This window comes from Rhodosalinus sediminis, assembly GCF_003385555.1.
Lineage (GTDB): Bacteria > Pseudomonadota > Alphaproteobacteria > Rhodobacterales > Rhodobacteraceae > Rhodosalinus > Rhodosalinus sediminis.
On record NZ_QOHR01000031.1, the window covers coordinates 1 to 13,934 of the forward strand.

Below are 13,934 nucleotides of genomic sequence, written 5' to 3' on the forward strand. Positions count from 1 at the left end.
CAAAAAACCGGCCCTGTCGCTGGCGATGTTTCGCGCCACGCCCGCCAGCATACGTTTTGGCCCGGAAAGGAACCGGAAAACAAAGGCTTGGCGGCTTGGACCCCGGCTGGACCCTGCGTTGGACCCCAGGAAGCCAGCGGCGGCGGTCCGTCCCGCGCGCGCCTCTCTCGAGTATATCCCGTTTGTAGCCCTCGGCCGGGGGTCGGTGAACCCTCTGCGATGTCTCTCCGAAAATTCGATCACAAGACGATTTTTCTTGACAGGCTGTCGACGTTGTCGATCACGAACCGCCGCGAGCGCTTCGACGCTGGCAAGCGCACGTCGAGACGCCCCTTAACTAGCGGTTCTCGTTCTTGCTATTTTGGTCCTTCCGACTTTCAGCCACCGCATCAGTCACCGAGGTGCTACGCGCACAATACTTGGTCAGTCCTAATTGACAGAGCGTGTTCGCAAGTGACCAGACGGGAACAACAAACCCGCCAGTAGCTTGCAGACTGTCCGCCACTGTAGCTACGGAAACGCCGCCCGCGGTTATCTCATCACGAACCGCTGAGCCAGAGCAAATAGCGGAGCGAATTTTGCTGTCGTTCACCTTTAGGTAAGCAAGGGCTGCGACGATCCTGCGCTTTCGCTCTTGTGGTCCATGTACCTCAAATGCTTCGGCAACGGGAGCCGGCGCAGTCCAGCCAACTTCTTCAAGTTGGCGCCCTAACTGCTCGAGGGCTTTGATTTCTTCCGAGATTGCTGACATGGTGCCAAAATCTCCATGGTCCAAGGTCCATCAACATGATCGAACTTACATGTACCGATGAAAAAGGGAACCCAGTTTTCGGCTACGTTGAACTCGTCGAACCCGACGGAACGATCGACTTTGGCCAAACCGATGACCACGGCGTGGTGCGAGGGTACGGCAGATATAGGACAGCTACTATTAAGCCCATGGATGGTCATTGGAATGTGCTGGTCGGGCCTTTGGACGACGTTGAACGCGCTGAAGTGGTCTGCCCAACGCTTGAGCGCAATCATGCTCTAAACTGGTGGCGACGTCTTCTCTGTCCTGACTGCGATGGTACTGGCAGGGGAGCAGGTGTCCGTGTGGGTGTTATCGACATCCCGTTCCAGCCGGGTGAGGGCATGATGCACATCGATTGTTATGACGTAGACGGGGACAGGCTGAACACGAGTGAGCTAGCGTATCATTCACACGGTTACCGAGTGTGCAAGACGATTTCGGAGCGCGGTACAGCCTCACACAGAAAAGGTCTCGCACGCGAAGCTGAACTGATTTTTGTGGACATTTCGGATGACGCAACCAAAAGTACCTGGGATTTTGACAAAATTGGACCTGCGATAGAGTTGCTAGTCGATGAGTTCAGCGTTGATGTGATCAATATTTCTGGTGGCTCATATGCGGCCAATAATGAAGAATGGAAAGAGATATCAGAATTCTTAGGCGAGTACATCGGCGACGCATTTAACAAAGGCGTCGTGATATTTGCTGCGGTTGGAAATAGCGCTGTGAACGGTGTTGCTCTTCCAGCTGGAATGGAAACAGTAATGGGTGTCGGCGCTGTGGGTCTTTGTGGTGTAGCGCCCTCGGCAACGCTAATGGGAGCGTACGAACGGATGGCAAGTGATGCGGAAGGAGCGACGGGAGCACTACCTACCGGAGCAAAGATCTTTCATTACTTGGATTCTGGTCAAGGCTCAGGTCTGAATCTTGTGGGGCCTGGCATAGGCGTCTTTATGGAGATGGATGGCGGCGTGCTTGCCGAGTATGAAGGAACTTCTTACGCATGTCCGGCTGTAGCCGCTACCGTCGCTGGAGCGCTGGCCGAGGCTACTGGGAACCAGCAAGAGCGTATCAATGAGCGCCACAAGCTCGCATCGGAACTGATCCGGTCCATCTGTGTTGACCTTGGGATGGACCGAGCGCGGCAGGGTTGGGGTTTGCCAATTCTTAAACAAGCGTCTATAAAAGGGGAGTAGGACGGTGAATCTGGAACGCCAGCGCATGAAGGTAACAGTAGGGCTTAGAAAGAACGCATCATTGGATTCGGGGCAAATGCCTGACATCGCTGAGATTCTTGGCGGGGAGGAGCATATAACTGTCCTGAAAACCTTTGGGCGTGGGCGCTTCGCAAGCATTGAGACAAGTCCGGAGGGGTTGAGTGAGCTTCGTGAAAGTCTCGGTAGTATATGTGTTTTCACACGAACGCCGAAGGCTCATGCATTCTAAGCTTCGCGCTAGGTGGACCTTGGAAAGCTGGTGGTGGGCAGGTCCGCCCGCGCCTCGTGCGAGCATAACCCTTTCGTAGGCCGATCGAATTTCGCGGTGAACTCTCTGCGATGTCTCTCCGAAAATTCGCTTACAGGATGATTTTTCTTGACAGCCGGTCGGCGTTCTCGACCACGAAACGCCGCGACCGCTTGGCCGACGGCACCCGCCCGTTGAGCCGCCAGGTGATCAGCGCGATACCGTACTGCCAGTGCCGGTTGGCGGCCGGGCGGCTGAGCCCGACCTCCCAACCGATCTTCTTCCACGGCTGGCGGTTGGCGCGCAGCCAGACGATCCGGGCGTCATCGCGCTCGAGCCAGCGCAGCCAGAGCATCGCTTCGTCGGCCTCGGTGATCTGGCGCGGGCCGGGACGCGGGCGCTTCATCTCGGGCTCCTGGCCCACCTGATCCGCAAAACCGTGGAAGTACTCGGGCCATGCGTTGAAGTACCCGGTGGGCTTCACGGCCGGCAGCTGCGCGAACACGTCCGCCGCGCTTTCCAGCCGGTCCTGCACGCGCGCCATTGTCCACTCAGTCATGGCGCGCCTCCCGGTCTTGCTGCCCGTAGAGACGCTCGCCGAGCTGGCGGACGAGCTCGCGCTCGGGCCAGGTCAGCCGGTCGTCGTCGACCGAGACGGCGAGTACGCCTTGTTCGCGCCACCCGTCGCGCTTGACCTGCTGGGGATCGCGCCGGCGCCCGCCGTAGCCCTTGGGCGTGAACCGCATGCCGGTCATTGCACACCTCCCGCCGTGTCGATGGCCCAGAACAGGATGGCGATGGCATCGGCCTCGTTGTCGTCGGCCGGGTCGAACCCGCGGGCTCGGGCGGCCGCGATCATCGCCGCCTTCGGGGCGTTACCCTTGCCGGTGGCGTGGCGCTTGATCGTGCCGACCGGCACGCCCTGGTAGGGCACGCCGGTCGTCTCGGCCCATGCCGTCAGCGTGGCGAGCAGGCCGCCGAAGACGTGGGCCGCGTCGGTCCCGACATGCCGGCGCACCTCCTCGAAATGAATGGCGCCGATGGGCCCGGCATCTGCGGCCAGCCGCTCCAGCCAGCCGCGGAAACGGACGTAGCGCATGCCGCCACCGTCGTAGCGGCTGGGCCTGAGCGAGACCGTGCCGCTGGTGATCAGCCCGTCCGCGGCGCGCAGCGCCCAGCCGGTGGTCGTGCCGAGGTCGAGGGCGAGAAGGACCGGCGTGCCGCGGGCAGGCGCGATCGGGGGTGACGGAGTGAGGGATGCTTGGGCCATTGAGGGCTCCTTTCCTGTATGCTGCTCGAATGGGTGGATGATGAGATTGCACGCGGCGAAATTGCCCGGGGGTGGGTGGTGGACCTCCCCACCTGACGGGGGGAGGCCACCCACCCCTTTAGGGGTGCCTTTTCCGAAATCTGGAATCTGGCGCAGGCCATTGAAATCGCTTCTGAAATCCAGATTTCGGGTCAGATTGCGGATACCCCCGTCCGAAATCTGGAAAGAGACACTCAAGCCCTTGCAATTAAATGGGAAAACCCAGATTCCAGATTTCGGCAGGACCTCAGATTTCGCGTAATCTGGCCAGATTTCGGAGAGCGGAGCCCAGATTTCGGGCCGGCGCTGAGACGGAAAACTCATGCCTCACCCCCTTCCGGATAGACCCAGATGTTCGGGTTCTCGACCGGCAGAACGGCACCGGTCTGGGGGCATTTGTAGTGGCTCGGACGCACCGGAACGCAGCCTGGAAACACCTCGCCGGTCTCGGGATCGACCACGTCTTCGCCGACCGCCAGTTCCATGAACTCGACGCACAGATACCCGTACTTGGTGCGATCGGTCGGCAGCCCGAGCTCGGCTGCAGCCTCGCCTTTCACGAACTTGATGACCCCCTTGGTGGTGAGGACGCTCAGCCGTTCGCGGATGCTGGTCTGCCCGCTGAGACCGCTCTTGTTCTCGAAGGATTCCGCGAAGAGCGTCATGGTATACATCCGGCCCGCCCGGGCTTCGCGGTCGAGAATGTCGGCGATCACCTCGCCCTTCCGGTCACGCTCGGCATCGTGCTTCGCGCCCATCTCGGCGCGCACCAGCCGCTCGTTCATCGGGTTGATCTCGACCCATTCGCCGCCGCGCTTGTCGATGAGCTTGGGCGCGAGTGCGGGCCCGTTGCGCAGCTCGATCTCCAGCTTGCGCTCCGACGCATCCTCGTCGGGCCGGTGCAGGATCAGACCGGTGGTGTAGAAGCCGCGCAGCGCGCTGGCGCCGGAGAGCGCGAGGAACGGGTCCTCCTTCACCTGGTGCTTCGACAGCTTGCGCGTGTGGTGCACCAGGATCACGCCGCAGTCGGGATCGATATGATCGCGCAGCACCTCCACCCGGTCCTTGAGGAAGAACATCATGGCGGTGTTGTCGTTCTCGCCGCCGCCGTCGGGGCCGCCGTCGAAGAGGTTGCGGATCGGGTCGACGCAGATGATGTCAGGCGGCGCGTCCGGGAACGCCGCCTCGATCGCGCGCGCGGCGCGCACGCTGCCCTCGTCGTCGAGCAGGAGCTTCAGTTTCGGGGTGGCCATGAACGTGTCGCGCGCCGCGGCCAGCACGTCGGGCGGCAAAGCGATCTGGCGCAGGCGCTCGCGCAGGTAGTGGTACTGGATCTCGGCCTGCAGGTAGAAGATCCGCAGCGGCCGCGGCGGGGTGAAGCCGAGGAAGGGCTGGCCCGCGGCCATGTGCACGAGCCAGGAGATCAGCAGGTCGCTCTTGCCCACCTTGGGGGCGCCGCCCAGCACCAGCAGGCCGCCCAGCGTCAGCACGCGGGGCGCGATGATGTCCTCGGGCATGGGGCTGTCATCATCGAGCAGCGCGCCGAGGCTGAAGGCGGGCAACTCGTCTGGTGACGGCGCGCCGCTGTCGAGCCGCACCAGCGGTGGGCCATTCTCCTCGACATGCAGCGCCCACAGCCGTTCGGACTCGCGCTTGAGCCGCTCCACGGGCCACTCAGGCCGCAGCATCGCCGCGTTGTAGCCGCAGATGCCTTCCCAGCCGGCCTCCTTCGACAGCCGCCCCTCATGGACCATGCGGATGAAATGCCCGATGGCGGCCGAGGCCCCCTCGAAGCGCGACCAGTCGTCGGCGGCGCCCTCGCGCACCGGGGTGACCAGCACCTCGTCGACGGCGGGTCTGTCGGCATGGGTGAATTCGGGCTGCAGGGACACGCCCGGCGCGGGCGGCATGTCGGTCACGGCCTCGACGAACTCGTCCAGGTCGCGTTCGAAATCGGCGTTCAGTTCGACGATCCGGACCAGCGTCTTGAGGGAGTTCTTGTAGTAGACCGAGCCTGCGACGCGAATGGGCTGGTGCGCCGATCGGAAATGCGTGTCGCCGCCGACCTTGGCGGCGATGTCGCCGCGCAGGCGGGTCACGCGCGCAATGTCGCTGCCCTCGGCTGGCTCTGTCAGCTTCCACCAGGCATGGGCCTTGCGCTGACCCTCGGGCGTCACGCCGCCGCTTTCCACCACCATGGTGGGCGGGCCGAGGTGACGCGCGAGATGAGCCCGCGCCGCGGCGATGTCGCCGGTGTCGAGATCGACGACCACGGTCTGCATCTGCTCGATGTCGGCGGCCCTGGCTTGTCCGGGCTCCGAGACCGTACCGGGGATGACATAGACCGCTGCGCCCTCGCGCGCGGCCCAGCCTGCGAAGGTAACCATCTTGTCGGGCGCGGCCGCATCCGCCTCGATCCAGATGTTGTGGGGCCGGCCGTCGAAGCCCTGACCCTTGTCGATGAAACTGCGGACGGGGATCAGTCCATCGGAGTAGCCGAAGACCACCTCCATGAACTGCGCGATCTGCGCGGGGTCCGGCTCGTCCCCGAAGACGTCGATCTGCGGGGCTGCGTCGTTGAAGTCGCGCCAGGGGTTGAAGTGGACGAGGTTCTCGGGCCCTGGCGCGGGCGGCTCCGGCGGCGCTGGGTTGTCATCGTGATCTGTGGTCATGGCGGGCTCCTCCTGCGTGGCGGACGTGTCCGGCGGGTCCTCGGGCGCATCGGTCATGCCGACAGCCCCCAGCACCGCTCCGCCCACGGGCAGAACCGGCATTCGAAGAAATCGCGATTGGCCGCGATGCGGGGCAGAAGCTCGCCCGCGTCGGTCGCCCGCAGGATCCGCACGCCGCGGTCCGACATGCGCTGCGCAAGATCGGCATCGAAGGGCACGAGCTCGTGGTGCAGCTCGGCGGTGTCCTTGTTGATCGCAGTAAAGAGCGCGGGCGCGGCCGAGATGCCCGGCACCGTCGCTTCCATGTAGGCCTGGTAGAGCGCGATCTGGGCGGCATAGACCGGCTTCGCGACGGTCACGCCCTTCGCCACCGTCTCGCGCCAGTTCTTCGCGTTCATGGTCTTGCACTCCCAGAGCGCCGGGATGCGCAGCCCCAGCACCGCGGGCGCCTCGGCGACGATCCCGTCGACGTGGCCGCGGATGCGCCCGCCTGCGACGGAGAAGCCGAACTGGCCGCCGTCACGTTTCTGGGTGACCAGATCGATCCCCGCCGCCCGCAGCCAGCGGATGGCGAGATCCTCGAGCTCATGCCCGATCGCGAAGATCCGGAGCGATCGGCCGGAGAAGTCCTGGCCCTCGTCCTTCGGCGCGCCCGCGAACTCGAACTGCAACGCGCGCTCGCAGGGATGGCCCAGACGCGAGCCGCCGAGATAGTCGCGCGGCGGGGTTGCCGCGCGCTCCGCTTCGAGGGCCGCGTCCACGGCCACGTTGATGCGCTCCCCCATGGATGGACGTTTGTTGAAGTCCAGCATCAGAACGGGATCTCCGACTCGGCGGCGATCTCTGCCATCTCAATTCGGAACGCCTCGATCGCGATGACGATCAGCCGGTGCATGTCGTTCTGCGTCAGCTGGCCCAGCGGGCGGTCCCAGCCGATCCGCTCCATTTCGGGGGCCAGTGCGCGCATGACGGCCGGCAGCGCCTGGGTTTCCTCTTCGTCGAATTCGACCATGCTCAGTCCTCTCTTCGCTTTGATGGTGAAGGCCGCCTGGCAGCCCATGGAGCAGAACCAGCGGCGGGTTTGGGTGCGGGTTGGGCGCGGCCGGTGGGGATCGAACCAGCCGAAGCCGCGGGTGCGCGCCGTGCAGACGGCGCAAATGACCGGGCGCGGATGCCAGAGGCGGTCACGGCCCAGTCGATCCGAAGCCTCTGTGGGCGGGGATGGGATTTGCGCGACATGGCTCACGCCGCCCTCCGCTCGGGCGCGGCCGTCATGACGAGACGCCGGATGTCGCGCCGGTTGAACTGGAAGGTGATCAGCGCCGAGGCGCGGTAGCGGGTGAGCCCGTAGTCCTGGCGCTGCGCGGCGGGCAGGTATTGCAGCTGTTTCTCGGTCGGTGCCTGGTTGAGCCAGCGCTTCGACTTGAAGGCGCTCTCGTCGCTCTCGTGGGTGTTCAGCCAGTCGTCGGCCTGCGCGAGGCAGACCGTGCGCTCGCCCACGCCGAGAAGGCGGGTGGGCTCGTTCCTCGCACCGCCCACGGCGTGCCAGCGGCCTTCGAGGAAGAAGACGCCGCCCCAGGCGTTGAACCCGCTCGCCATGAGCGCGGCATCGTCGTCGAACAGATCGTCCCAGGCGAAGCTGGAGCGTTTGAGCAGGTCGATTTCGGACATCACGAACCCGGACAGGCTGCCGGTCCCAGCCTCCTCGCCGGATGCTCCGTCCTCGGGTTCGATCAGCAGCTCGCCGCAGAGCGGGCATTCGCGGGCGCCAAGCGGGATATCGGCGGCGCAGGCCGGGCAGGCCTTCGTCGGTGCCTCGCCCGTCGGCGTGTGCCCGTCGAGATCGACATCCTGTTCCAGCGTGCCGTGGGTCAGGCTCGACGTCCCGAAATCCAGCACGACGCAGTCGGACTTGACGATGCCGGGATGCTGGGCCGGATCGACCGTGCGCAGGCCGCGCCCGACCATCTGGATCATGGTGGACTTGTAGGAACTCGGCCGAAGCAGCACGACGCAGGAGGTCGGCGGGTGGTCCCAGCCCTCGGTCAGCACCGCGACGTTGACGACGACCCGGAGGTGACCGGCGGCATAGGCATCGAGCACTTTCTTGCGCTCGCTTGCCTCCAGCGTGCCGGTGACGAGCGCCGCCGGGACGCCGACCTCGCGGAACGCCTCCGTGACATGCTCGGCATGGGCGACGGTCGAACAGAAGACGACGGTCTGGCGGTCGCCCGCCTTGTCCTTCCAGTGGCGGATCACTTCGTCGGTGACCGGCGCGCGATCCATGACTTCCGCCACCTCGGCCATGTCGAAATCCGACATGGTCTTGCGCACCGACCGCAGCTCGTCCTGCACGCCCACATCGATGACGAAGGTCCGGGGCGGGACCAGATGCCCCGATGCGATCAGCTCGCCCAGCCGCACCTGGTCGGCGACATTGTCGAAGACCTCGCGCAGCCCCTTCTTGTCACCGCGGTTCGGCGTGGCCGTGACGCCGAAAACGCGAGCGTCGGGGTTGGCCTCGCGGACACGGTCGACGATGCGACGGTAGCTGTCGGCCACCGCGTGATGCGCCTCGTCGATCACCAGCAGGTCCAGCTTCGGCATCCCCGCCAGGTTGGCCTGGCGTGCCAGCGTGGGCACCATGGCGAAGGTGACCTGGCCGTCCCAGGATTTGGTCGTGGCGTCGACGACGGAGGTGGACACGCCCGGGACCACGCGCCGGAACTTGTCCCGGTTCTGCGCGGTCAGCTCGTCGCGATGCGCCAGGACGCAAGCCTTGGAGGCGCTGTCGCCAAGGCTTTCGCCGGTGACGGCCGACAGCATGATCGTCTTGCCCGCGCCGGTGGGCGCGATGCCCAGCGTGTTGGCGCGGGTGCCGAGCGCAGACAGGCTGCGCTCGACGAAGAGTTTCTGGCGGGGACGCAATCGCATGGCCCGGACCCCTCACTGGGCCCAGCTCGGACGGCCCGGAACGCCCGGCGCGGACGGCGCCTGCTGGGCGGGCTGCTGCCGTGGCTGCGGTGCCGGCGCATGCTGGTGCGGGGCGGTGTCCTGAGACTGCGACGCCATGGCCGGCGCTGTGCCCATGATCTGCGCGTAATCGCGGTGGTCCGGCGTCACCGCCGCGCGGATCTCGTTCTTGTCCTCGCCATTGGTATCGGTGCCTATGTCGATCCGGGCCACGAACTCGAGCCCGTCGAGATCGGCGAAGCCGCCGATGCGCCGCGCCGCCTGCGCCTCCGGCGAGTTGTCCTTGTCGGAGATCCCGCGCGCCGAGTTCAGCATGCCGCGCACGAGGCTGCGGCCCATGTTGGCCCAGTCCGGCCCCTTGGGGCTGTAGAGCCCGATCAGCGACCAGATCTTGCGGCGGGCATACGGCCCTTCCAGCACCGTGTATTCGGCGTCGAGATAGACGGCCCCGGTCGCGCCGCGCCTGGCGTAGCCGCCGGTCCAGCCCTGCGCGGGATCGTCGAAGCCGCCGGGCCGGATGGTCATCCGCACCTTTGCGAGCGTGCCCTTGGGGATGACGTTGGAGTTCGATTGCGCGTCGTTGAAATCGTTCCAGAGAGACATGGGAGGGGTCCTTTCAGCTGTCGGTGGTGTCGGAGGGGGTGGTCGGCACGTCCGGCGGCGCGGCGTGGCTCAGCCGCTCGGGGGCGGGTGTTGCGGGCTGGCGGATCTTCTCCATCAGGCGCCCGAGATGGGGAGCCTCGACCATGTCGAGACGCCCCGAGCGGTCCTTGGCCGGATAGCCCCAGGGGTTCAGCGTCTGGCAGACAAAGCCGCGCTGCAGGGTGCCGTCCTCGGCCTTGAACTCGGCCATGGTGATGACCTGGTCGACGATCCCGGGCAGCTCGAGCCCGGTCTTCGAGCCGTCGATCTGCGGCTGGAAGACCTTGCGATTGAAGTCGTCGAGCTTCTCGTCGAGGATCCCGACGAACCAGACGTTCTTGGCCCGCGTGTGCTGCAGATGCGTGAGCCAGGCGATCATCTCGCGGCCATGCAATCCGTAGGCGCCGCGCACGTCCGGCTTCCCGGTCTTCTCGGAATGCGCCTCCGGCTGGCCCTTGCTCCACTGAAAGCAGAGCCGCCCCGCCACGGTGATCGAGTCGATGAACACCGTGTCGTACCGGTCGAGCACGCCCGGGTCGCCGAAGCGTTCGCAGACCGCATCGAAGTGCGCCTGGCTGTAGGGCTGATCGGCCCGCAGCGCCGGGTTGGGCCCGCCGATGAAGGCCGCGAAATCCCGGCACTCGGTCCATGTCCGCGGGCGGATCGCGTCGACCGCCAGCCCCTCGATGGCCAGGTCCCCGGCTTCGAGGTCGTAGAACAGTGTGGTCGAGTTCCGCAGCGTCCAGAGCAGCGAGGTCTTGCCGATGCCCGGCGGGCCGAAGATCACGCCCTTGATGCCGCGCGGCTCGGCCATCCGCTGGTCGGCGGTGATGATCGGAAGCGTCATGCCGGCACCTCCGGGCGCGCGGCGGGCTGATCGGCCTGCGCGAGAATGGCGTCGAGGCAGTCGCCGAAGCACCAGTCGGGATGCGCGGCCCAGAACCGGTCGGCCTGCCGCAGCGCCTCGCGCCATTCGCGCAGGGCGGCGCTGTCATGGGCGATCTGCCGGCGGCGGATCTCGATGGCGCGTTCGAACTGGTCGCGCGAGAGATCGCGGGTGGCCACCAGTGTGGTGCCCTCGATGTCCATGGCCACGGCGGCGGGCAGTTCAAATGGCAGTTCCGCCTGTGCCGGGGTCGATGACCTTTCCGCCTTGAGCTTCAGGCTTCGAGCGCGCTGATCGATCCGGGCGACGACCCCGTCGATCCCGGCGAGGTACTGGCCGTCGGCATCGATATCGTCCCAGCGCGCGACCGCGGCCTCGCGCTTGTTGACCGACCGGCCGGCGATCACCGCGCCGACGATCTCCCCCACAACGTCATTCAGACGCATCTGTCCCATGCTGGACCTCCTGTTCGAAAAGATTGCTGAACTCGCTGAGCCAGGCCGCGGCGCGCCGGATCGGCGCCGTGTCCATGGCATGGCGCGAGGCCGGCGGGATGCGGCGGACCGCCTCTGCAGGCGCGGGCTGTTCGCCGATACGTTCGACGATTTCGTCGATCCGCCCACAGATCGCGCGATCCTCCGGCGTGCCGAACACGGCGACCTGGCGCGCCCGCTCTTCGGGCGTCGGTGGCGGCGTCTTCGTCTCATCGAGCCGCCGGACGCTGTCCTGCACCCGCTGCAGCCGGTCCAGTGACCGTTCCAGCCGCGCTTCCGCGGCGCGGCGCAGGGCGGAGCGTGTGGGTTCTTCGCCGCGCTCCAGCTGCGCATCCAGCGTGCGGCGCACGAGCCCTGGCTCGGCGGTTTCGGCGTCGCGGAGATGGCGCGCGTCGTGGATCGACTTGCGACTGAGGCCGAGGCTGACCGCGGACGCTGCACCGTTCCCCTCGGAAACGGTCCACTGATTGCCACGATCGCTCCTGGCGCTGGCGACCTCGCCGCGGGCCTGCGCCGCGTCATATTCGTCTGCCAGCCTGCGCTTGGCAGCAGCTTCGATCTCGAGCGCATCGGCCTGCGCGCGATGGGCGGCGGCGATCAGATCGTCATGAGCCGACTTGGCGCTCTTCAGACGCGCCGCGCGCCTGGCGACATCGTAGGCGAGCCCCGCCGCTTCTCGGGCTTCGAGCACCTCGGCGGCGGATTTGGCGCCCGACAGCTTTGTCGCGGCGCGTTCGATGAGGCCGGGAAGGTCGGGGGCGTGAACGGGCGTAAGCGCTGTCATCGATCGCCCTCCTGCGGGACGATCTCGACCTTGAGCGTGCCGGTCTTCACGGTCCGCGCGGACTCGAACCCGGCCCGGATCGCCTGCGGCCAGGCGGCGTATTTGCGCTCCGGGACCTTGAAGGCGATGTCGACATACTGGGCGGGGTCGTCGCCGGCGGCGCGGATGCGCTCGACCATCGCGGTGAGCTGGGCCTGATCCCAGTCCACGCGCTTGGGCAGGTCCGCGACCACGGTGAAATCGCCGTCGTCGAACCGGATCGTGCCGGTGTCCTTGCCCACGGCCTGCCGTTCCTCGGCAGCGCGGTCGCCGTAACGGATGGTCAGCGCACCATCGAGCCGGGCCTTGGCGGCCTTGTCGCGTTTCAGACGCGCATCGATTTCGTGCTGCAGCACGGCGAGAAGCTCGACGGGCAGCCCGGCGATGTCCTGCGGGGAGAGATCGGGCAGATCGTCCGGCGTGGGGGTGTTTTCGGGATAGGGCATGAACGGGTCTCCGTGATCGGCGAATGGGGTCTGGGTGTGGAACGTCACGCCGCCTGCTCCTCGAGCAGCAGCGCCGACAGCGAGGCGGCGGCGTGTTTCGGCTTCGGGCGGGCGACGGCGATGTAGGCGAAGCGGTCGGGGCCCTCGCGTTCCTGCACGAGGTGGACGAGGCCCTGCTCGGCGGCCCAGAAGGCGCGCCCGGCCAGTCTGGCGAGTTCGTCGCGCGCCTTGTCGTCGAGCGCGCTGAACAGCGGATAGGTGTCCAGCACGAGATAGCCGCGGTGATACTCGAGCCGGTCGCCGGGCGCGGCCTGCGCCACCCAGGCGCAGAACTCGATCTCGGTCAGCGGGCGGCTGGCGCGGACGGTGATGAAGGGGGTGGTTTGCATGAACATGATCTCCTCCTTTCGCCTCTACTCACGCCGCGGCGAGATCGTCCCAGGCGGGACCGAGCCTGCATCGATGCCGGCAGCGTTGGTCACCGCGTCCGGGCTCTCGGAGGACGCATCGGCGTAGACCGCAACGAGGGGCGTTCCGTCGTGATGCGCGCCGGCGTCCTCGATCCGATAGGCGTGGTGGTTCTTCAGAACCTCGGGCAGCTCCCAGCGCCGGTAGAGGCCGGGGATCCTGAGCATCTCGGCCGCGGGGACTGGATGTCGTTCCTGCATTGTCCGTCCTTGTTCGTGGTGTTCGGTGGTGTGCTTGGCGGTCATTGGGGAAAAGCCATCGGCGGGACCGGATCGGGACATCGGCTCAGGGGATTTTTTCGAGGGCGTCGCGCAGCCTGCGTGTGGCGCGCTGGTAGCGCTTGCGCGCGGCGACCTCGGTCAGGCCCAGTTCGACGGCGACCTCGGCCTGCGAGAAACCCTCGATCGCGACGCGGATCACCAGCAGGGCGTCATCGCCGAGCAGCTTCCGGACGGCGCCGTTCAGTCGTGCGTACCCGGCCGCTCCGATCCCGGCGTCGCCGCTGTCGGCCGCGTCGTCGGGATCGGCGCCGCTGGCCATAACCTCGCGGGCCGCGTCACGCTTGCGCGCTCGGATCATGTCGCGCTCGACGTTCCGCAGCACCGTGGCCGCGATCCAGTTGACGCGCCCCATGTCGAGCCCGCGGACCGCCTCGGTGGTGCGCGCCAGCACGTCGGACGCGACCTCGTCGGCGGTGCCGATCCTGCGCCAGATCGACCGACGCCGCACAGCGTCGAGTCCGGGCCAGAGCGCCAGCAACAGGAGCGTCAGCGCGCAGTCGGACGCGGGTCCGTCGCCCTGCGCCGCCTCGACGAGCGCGCAGAGGATCAGGTTCTTTTGGGCCGGGTCGCCGTTTGTTCGATGCAGCCCGTCCAGCAGGGCCGCCGGATCCCCGAACTGCGCGAGGGCGACCTGCGCGCGCCGGAGCGCATCGAACCTGCGCTGGAAGCCGAGAGTGGAAGAG

Annotated in this window: 17 protein-coding genes; 1 reads left to right on the top strand and 16 read right to left on the bottom strand. The window is 66.4% G+C overall.

Translation table 11 applies throughout. From position 1 onward, the window contains the following. Nucleotides 1–337 precede the first annotated feature (337 nt). Nucleotides 338–775, bottom strand: a complete 438-nt coding sequence (locus tag DRV84_RS15450; RefSeq protein ID WP_158547813.1) for a hypothetical protein — start codon at nt 773–775, stop codon at nt 338–340. 11 nt (nt 776–786) lie between these two features. On the opposite strand from DRV84_RS15450, the gene DRV84_RS13835 reads away from it, so the two are divergent. Continuing rightward, nucleotides 787–1,989 (top strand): S8/S53 family peptidase, encoded by a 1,203-nt coding sequence (locus tag DRV84_RS13835; RefSeq protein WP_115981751.1) that lies wholly within the window; start codon nt 787–789, stop codon nt 1,987–1,989. Nucleotides 1,990–2,369: 380 nt separating this feature from the next. Here the strand turns inward: DRV84_RS13835 and DRV84_RS13840 are convergent, their stop codons facing one another. From DRV84_RS13840 to DRV84_RS13910, 15 genes are all read right to left on the bottom strand, one after another. Beyond that, nucleotides 2,370–2,816 (bottom strand): DUF6362 family protein, encoded by a 447-nt coding sequence (locus DRV84_RS13840; RefSeq protein ID WP_115981753.1) that lies wholly within the window; start codon nt 2,814–2,816, stop codon nt 2,370–2,372. Continuing rightward, nucleotides 2,809–3,012 (bottom strand): hypothetical protein, encoded by a 204-nt coding sequence (locus DRV84_RS13845; protein ID WP_425442468.1) that lies wholly within the window; start codon nt 3,010–3,012, stop codon nt 2,809–2,811. Before DRV84_RS13845 ends, DRV84_RS13840 begins: the two co-directional genes overlap by 8 nt. Continuing rightward, the gene (locus DRV84_RS16325; protein WP_338052733.1) at nt 3,009–3,890 is read right to left on the bottom strand and encodes a hypothetical protein; all 882 of its coding nucleotides are present in this window, start codon (nt 3,888–3,890) and stop codon (nt 3,009–3,011) included. Before DRV84_RS16325 ends, DRV84_RS13845 begins: the two co-directional genes overlap by 4 nt. Further along, the gene (locus DRV84_RS13855) at nt 3,887–6,340 is read right to left on the bottom strand and encodes an AAA family ATPase (RefSeq protein WP_239995086.1); all 2,454 of its coding nucleotides are present in this window, start codon (nt 6,338–6,340) and stop codon (nt 3,887–3,889) included. Before DRV84_RS13855 ends, DRV84_RS16325 begins: the two co-directional genes overlap by 4 nt. After that, nucleotides 6,292–7,050, bottom strand: coding sequence for a PD-(D/E)XK nuclease family protein (locus DRV84_RS13860; RefSeq protein ID WP_115981757.1), 759 nt, complete (start codon nt 7,048–7,050; stop codon nt 6,292–6,294). The genes DRV84_RS13855 and DRV84_RS13860 overlap by 49 nt, the downstream gene beginning before the upstream one ends. Beyond that, entirely contained in the window at nt 7,050–7,484 is a 435-nt protein-coding gene (locus DRV84_RS15455; protein ID WP_147298864.1) for a DUF6511 domain-containing protein, read from the bottom strand. The genes DRV84_RS13860 and DRV84_RS15455 overlap by 1 nt, the downstream gene beginning before the upstream one ends. Continuing rightward, on the bottom strand, nt 7,481–9,172 hold the full coding sequence (locus tag DRV84_RS13870; RefSeq protein ID WP_115981760.1) for a DEAD/DEAH box helicase: 1,692 nt from the start codon (nt 9,170–9,172) through the stop codon (nt 7,481–7,483). The genes DRV84_RS15455 and DRV84_RS13870 overlap by 4 nt, the downstream gene beginning before the upstream one ends. 12 nt (nt 9,173–9,184) lie before the next feature. Continuing rightward, complete coding sequence (locus DRV84_RS13875; RefSeq protein ID WP_115981762.1) at nt 9,185–9,814, bottom strand: hypothetical protein; 630 nt, start codon at nt 9,812–9,814, stop codon at nt 9,185–9,187. Between the two features lie 13 nt (nt 9,815–9,827). After that, complete coding sequence (locus tag DRV84_RS13880; protein WP_115981764.1) at nt 9,828–10,700, bottom strand: ATP-binding protein; 873 nt, start codon at nt 10,698–10,700, stop codon at nt 9,828–9,830. Next, entirely contained in the window at nt 10,697–11,194 is a 498-nt protein-coding gene (locus DRV84_RS13885) for a hypothetical protein (protein WP_147298865.1), read from the bottom strand. The genes DRV84_RS13880 and DRV84_RS13885 overlap by 4 nt, the downstream gene beginning before the upstream one ends. Continuing rightward, nucleotides 11,172–12,017 (bottom strand): hypothetical protein, encoded by an 846-nt coding sequence (locus tag DRV84_RS13890; protein ID WP_115981767.1) that lies wholly within the window; start codon nt 12,015–12,017, stop codon nt 11,172–11,174. Before DRV84_RS13890 ends, DRV84_RS13885 begins: the two co-directional genes overlap by 23 nt. Further along, on the bottom strand, nt 12,014–12,550 hold the full coding sequence (locus tag DRV84_RS13895; protein ID WP_239995087.1) for a hypothetical protein: 537 nt from the start codon (nt 12,548–12,550) through the stop codon (nt 12,014–12,016). Before DRV84_RS13895 ends, DRV84_RS13890 begins: the two co-directional genes overlap by 4 nt. Then, complete coding sequence (locus DRV84_RS13900) at nt 12,547–12,897, bottom strand: hypothetical protein (RefSeq protein ID WP_192881429.1); 351 nt, start codon at nt 12,895–12,897, stop codon at nt 12,547–12,549. Before DRV84_RS13900 ends, DRV84_RS13895 begins: the two co-directional genes overlap by 4 nt. 18 nt (nt 12,898–12,915) lie before the next feature. Further along, nucleotides 12,916–13,170 carry a hypothetical protein gene (locus DRV84_RS13905; protein WP_115981770.1) on the bottom strand — a complete coding sequence of 85 codons (255 nt, stop codon included), beginning with the start codon at nt 13,168–13,170 and terminating at the stop codon, nt 12,916–12,918. An 85-nt stretch (nt 13,171–13,255) separates the two neighbouring features. Then, the coding region (locus DRV84_RS13910; protein WP_147298866.1) for an RNA polymerase sigma factor at nt 13,256–13,934 on the bottom strand (679 nt) is incomplete at its 5' end.

Bases quoted from the DNA above. Each gene is read 5' to 3' on its own strand.
- DRV84_RS13835 (WP_115981751.1), top strand. From the start codon at position 787: ATGATCGAACTTACATGTACCGATGAAAAAGGGAACCCAGTTTTCGGC.
- DRV84_RS13840 (WP_115981753.1), bottom strand. From the start codon at position 2,816: ATGACTGAGTGGACAATGGCGCGCGTGCAGGACCGGCTGGAAAGCGCG.
- DRV84_RS13845 (WP_425442468.1), bottom strand. From the start codon at position 3,012: ATGACCGGCATGCGGTTCACGCCCAAGGGCTACGGCGGGCGCCGGCGC.
- DRV84_RS16325 (WP_338052733.1), bottom strand. From the start codon at position 3,890: ATGAGTTTTCCGTCTCAGCGCCGGCCCGAAATCTGGGCTCCGCTCTCC.
- DRV84_RS13855 (WP_239995086.1), bottom strand. From the start codon at position 6,340: ATGCCGGTTCTGCCCGTGGGCGGAGCGGTGCTGGGGGCTGTCGGCATG.
- DRV84_RS13860 (WP_115981757.1), bottom strand. From the start codon at position 7,050: ATGCTGGACTTCAACAAACGTCCATCCATGGGGGAGCGCATCAACGTG.
- DRV84_RS13870 (WP_115981760.1), bottom strand. From the start codon at position 9,172: ATGCGATTGCGTCCCCGCCAGAAACTCTTCGTCGAGCGCAGCCTGTCT.
- DRV84_RS13875 (WP_115981762.1), bottom strand. From the start codon at position 9,814: ATGTCTCTCTGGAACGATTTCAACGACGCGCAATCGAACTCCAACGTC.
- DRV84_RS13880 (WP_115981764.1), bottom strand. From the start codon at position 10,700: ATGACGCTTCCGATCATCACCGCCGACCAGCGGATGGCCGAGCCGCGC.
- DRV84_RS13885 (WP_147298865.1), bottom strand. From the start codon at position 11,194: ATGGGACAGATGCGTCTGAATGACGTTGTGGGGGAGATCGTCGGCGCG.
- DRV84_RS13890 (WP_115981767.1), bottom strand. From the start codon at position 12,017: ATGACAGCGCTTACGCCCGTTCACGCCCCCGACCTTCCCGGCCTCATC.
- DRV84_RS13900 (WP_192881429.1), bottom strand. From the start codon at position 12,897: ATGTTCATGCAAACCACCCCCTTCATCACCGTCCGCGCCAGCCGCCCG.
- DRV84_RS13905 (WP_115981770.1), bottom strand. From the start codon at position 13,170: ATGCAGGAACGACATCCAGTCCCCGCGGCCGAGATGCTCAGGATCCCC.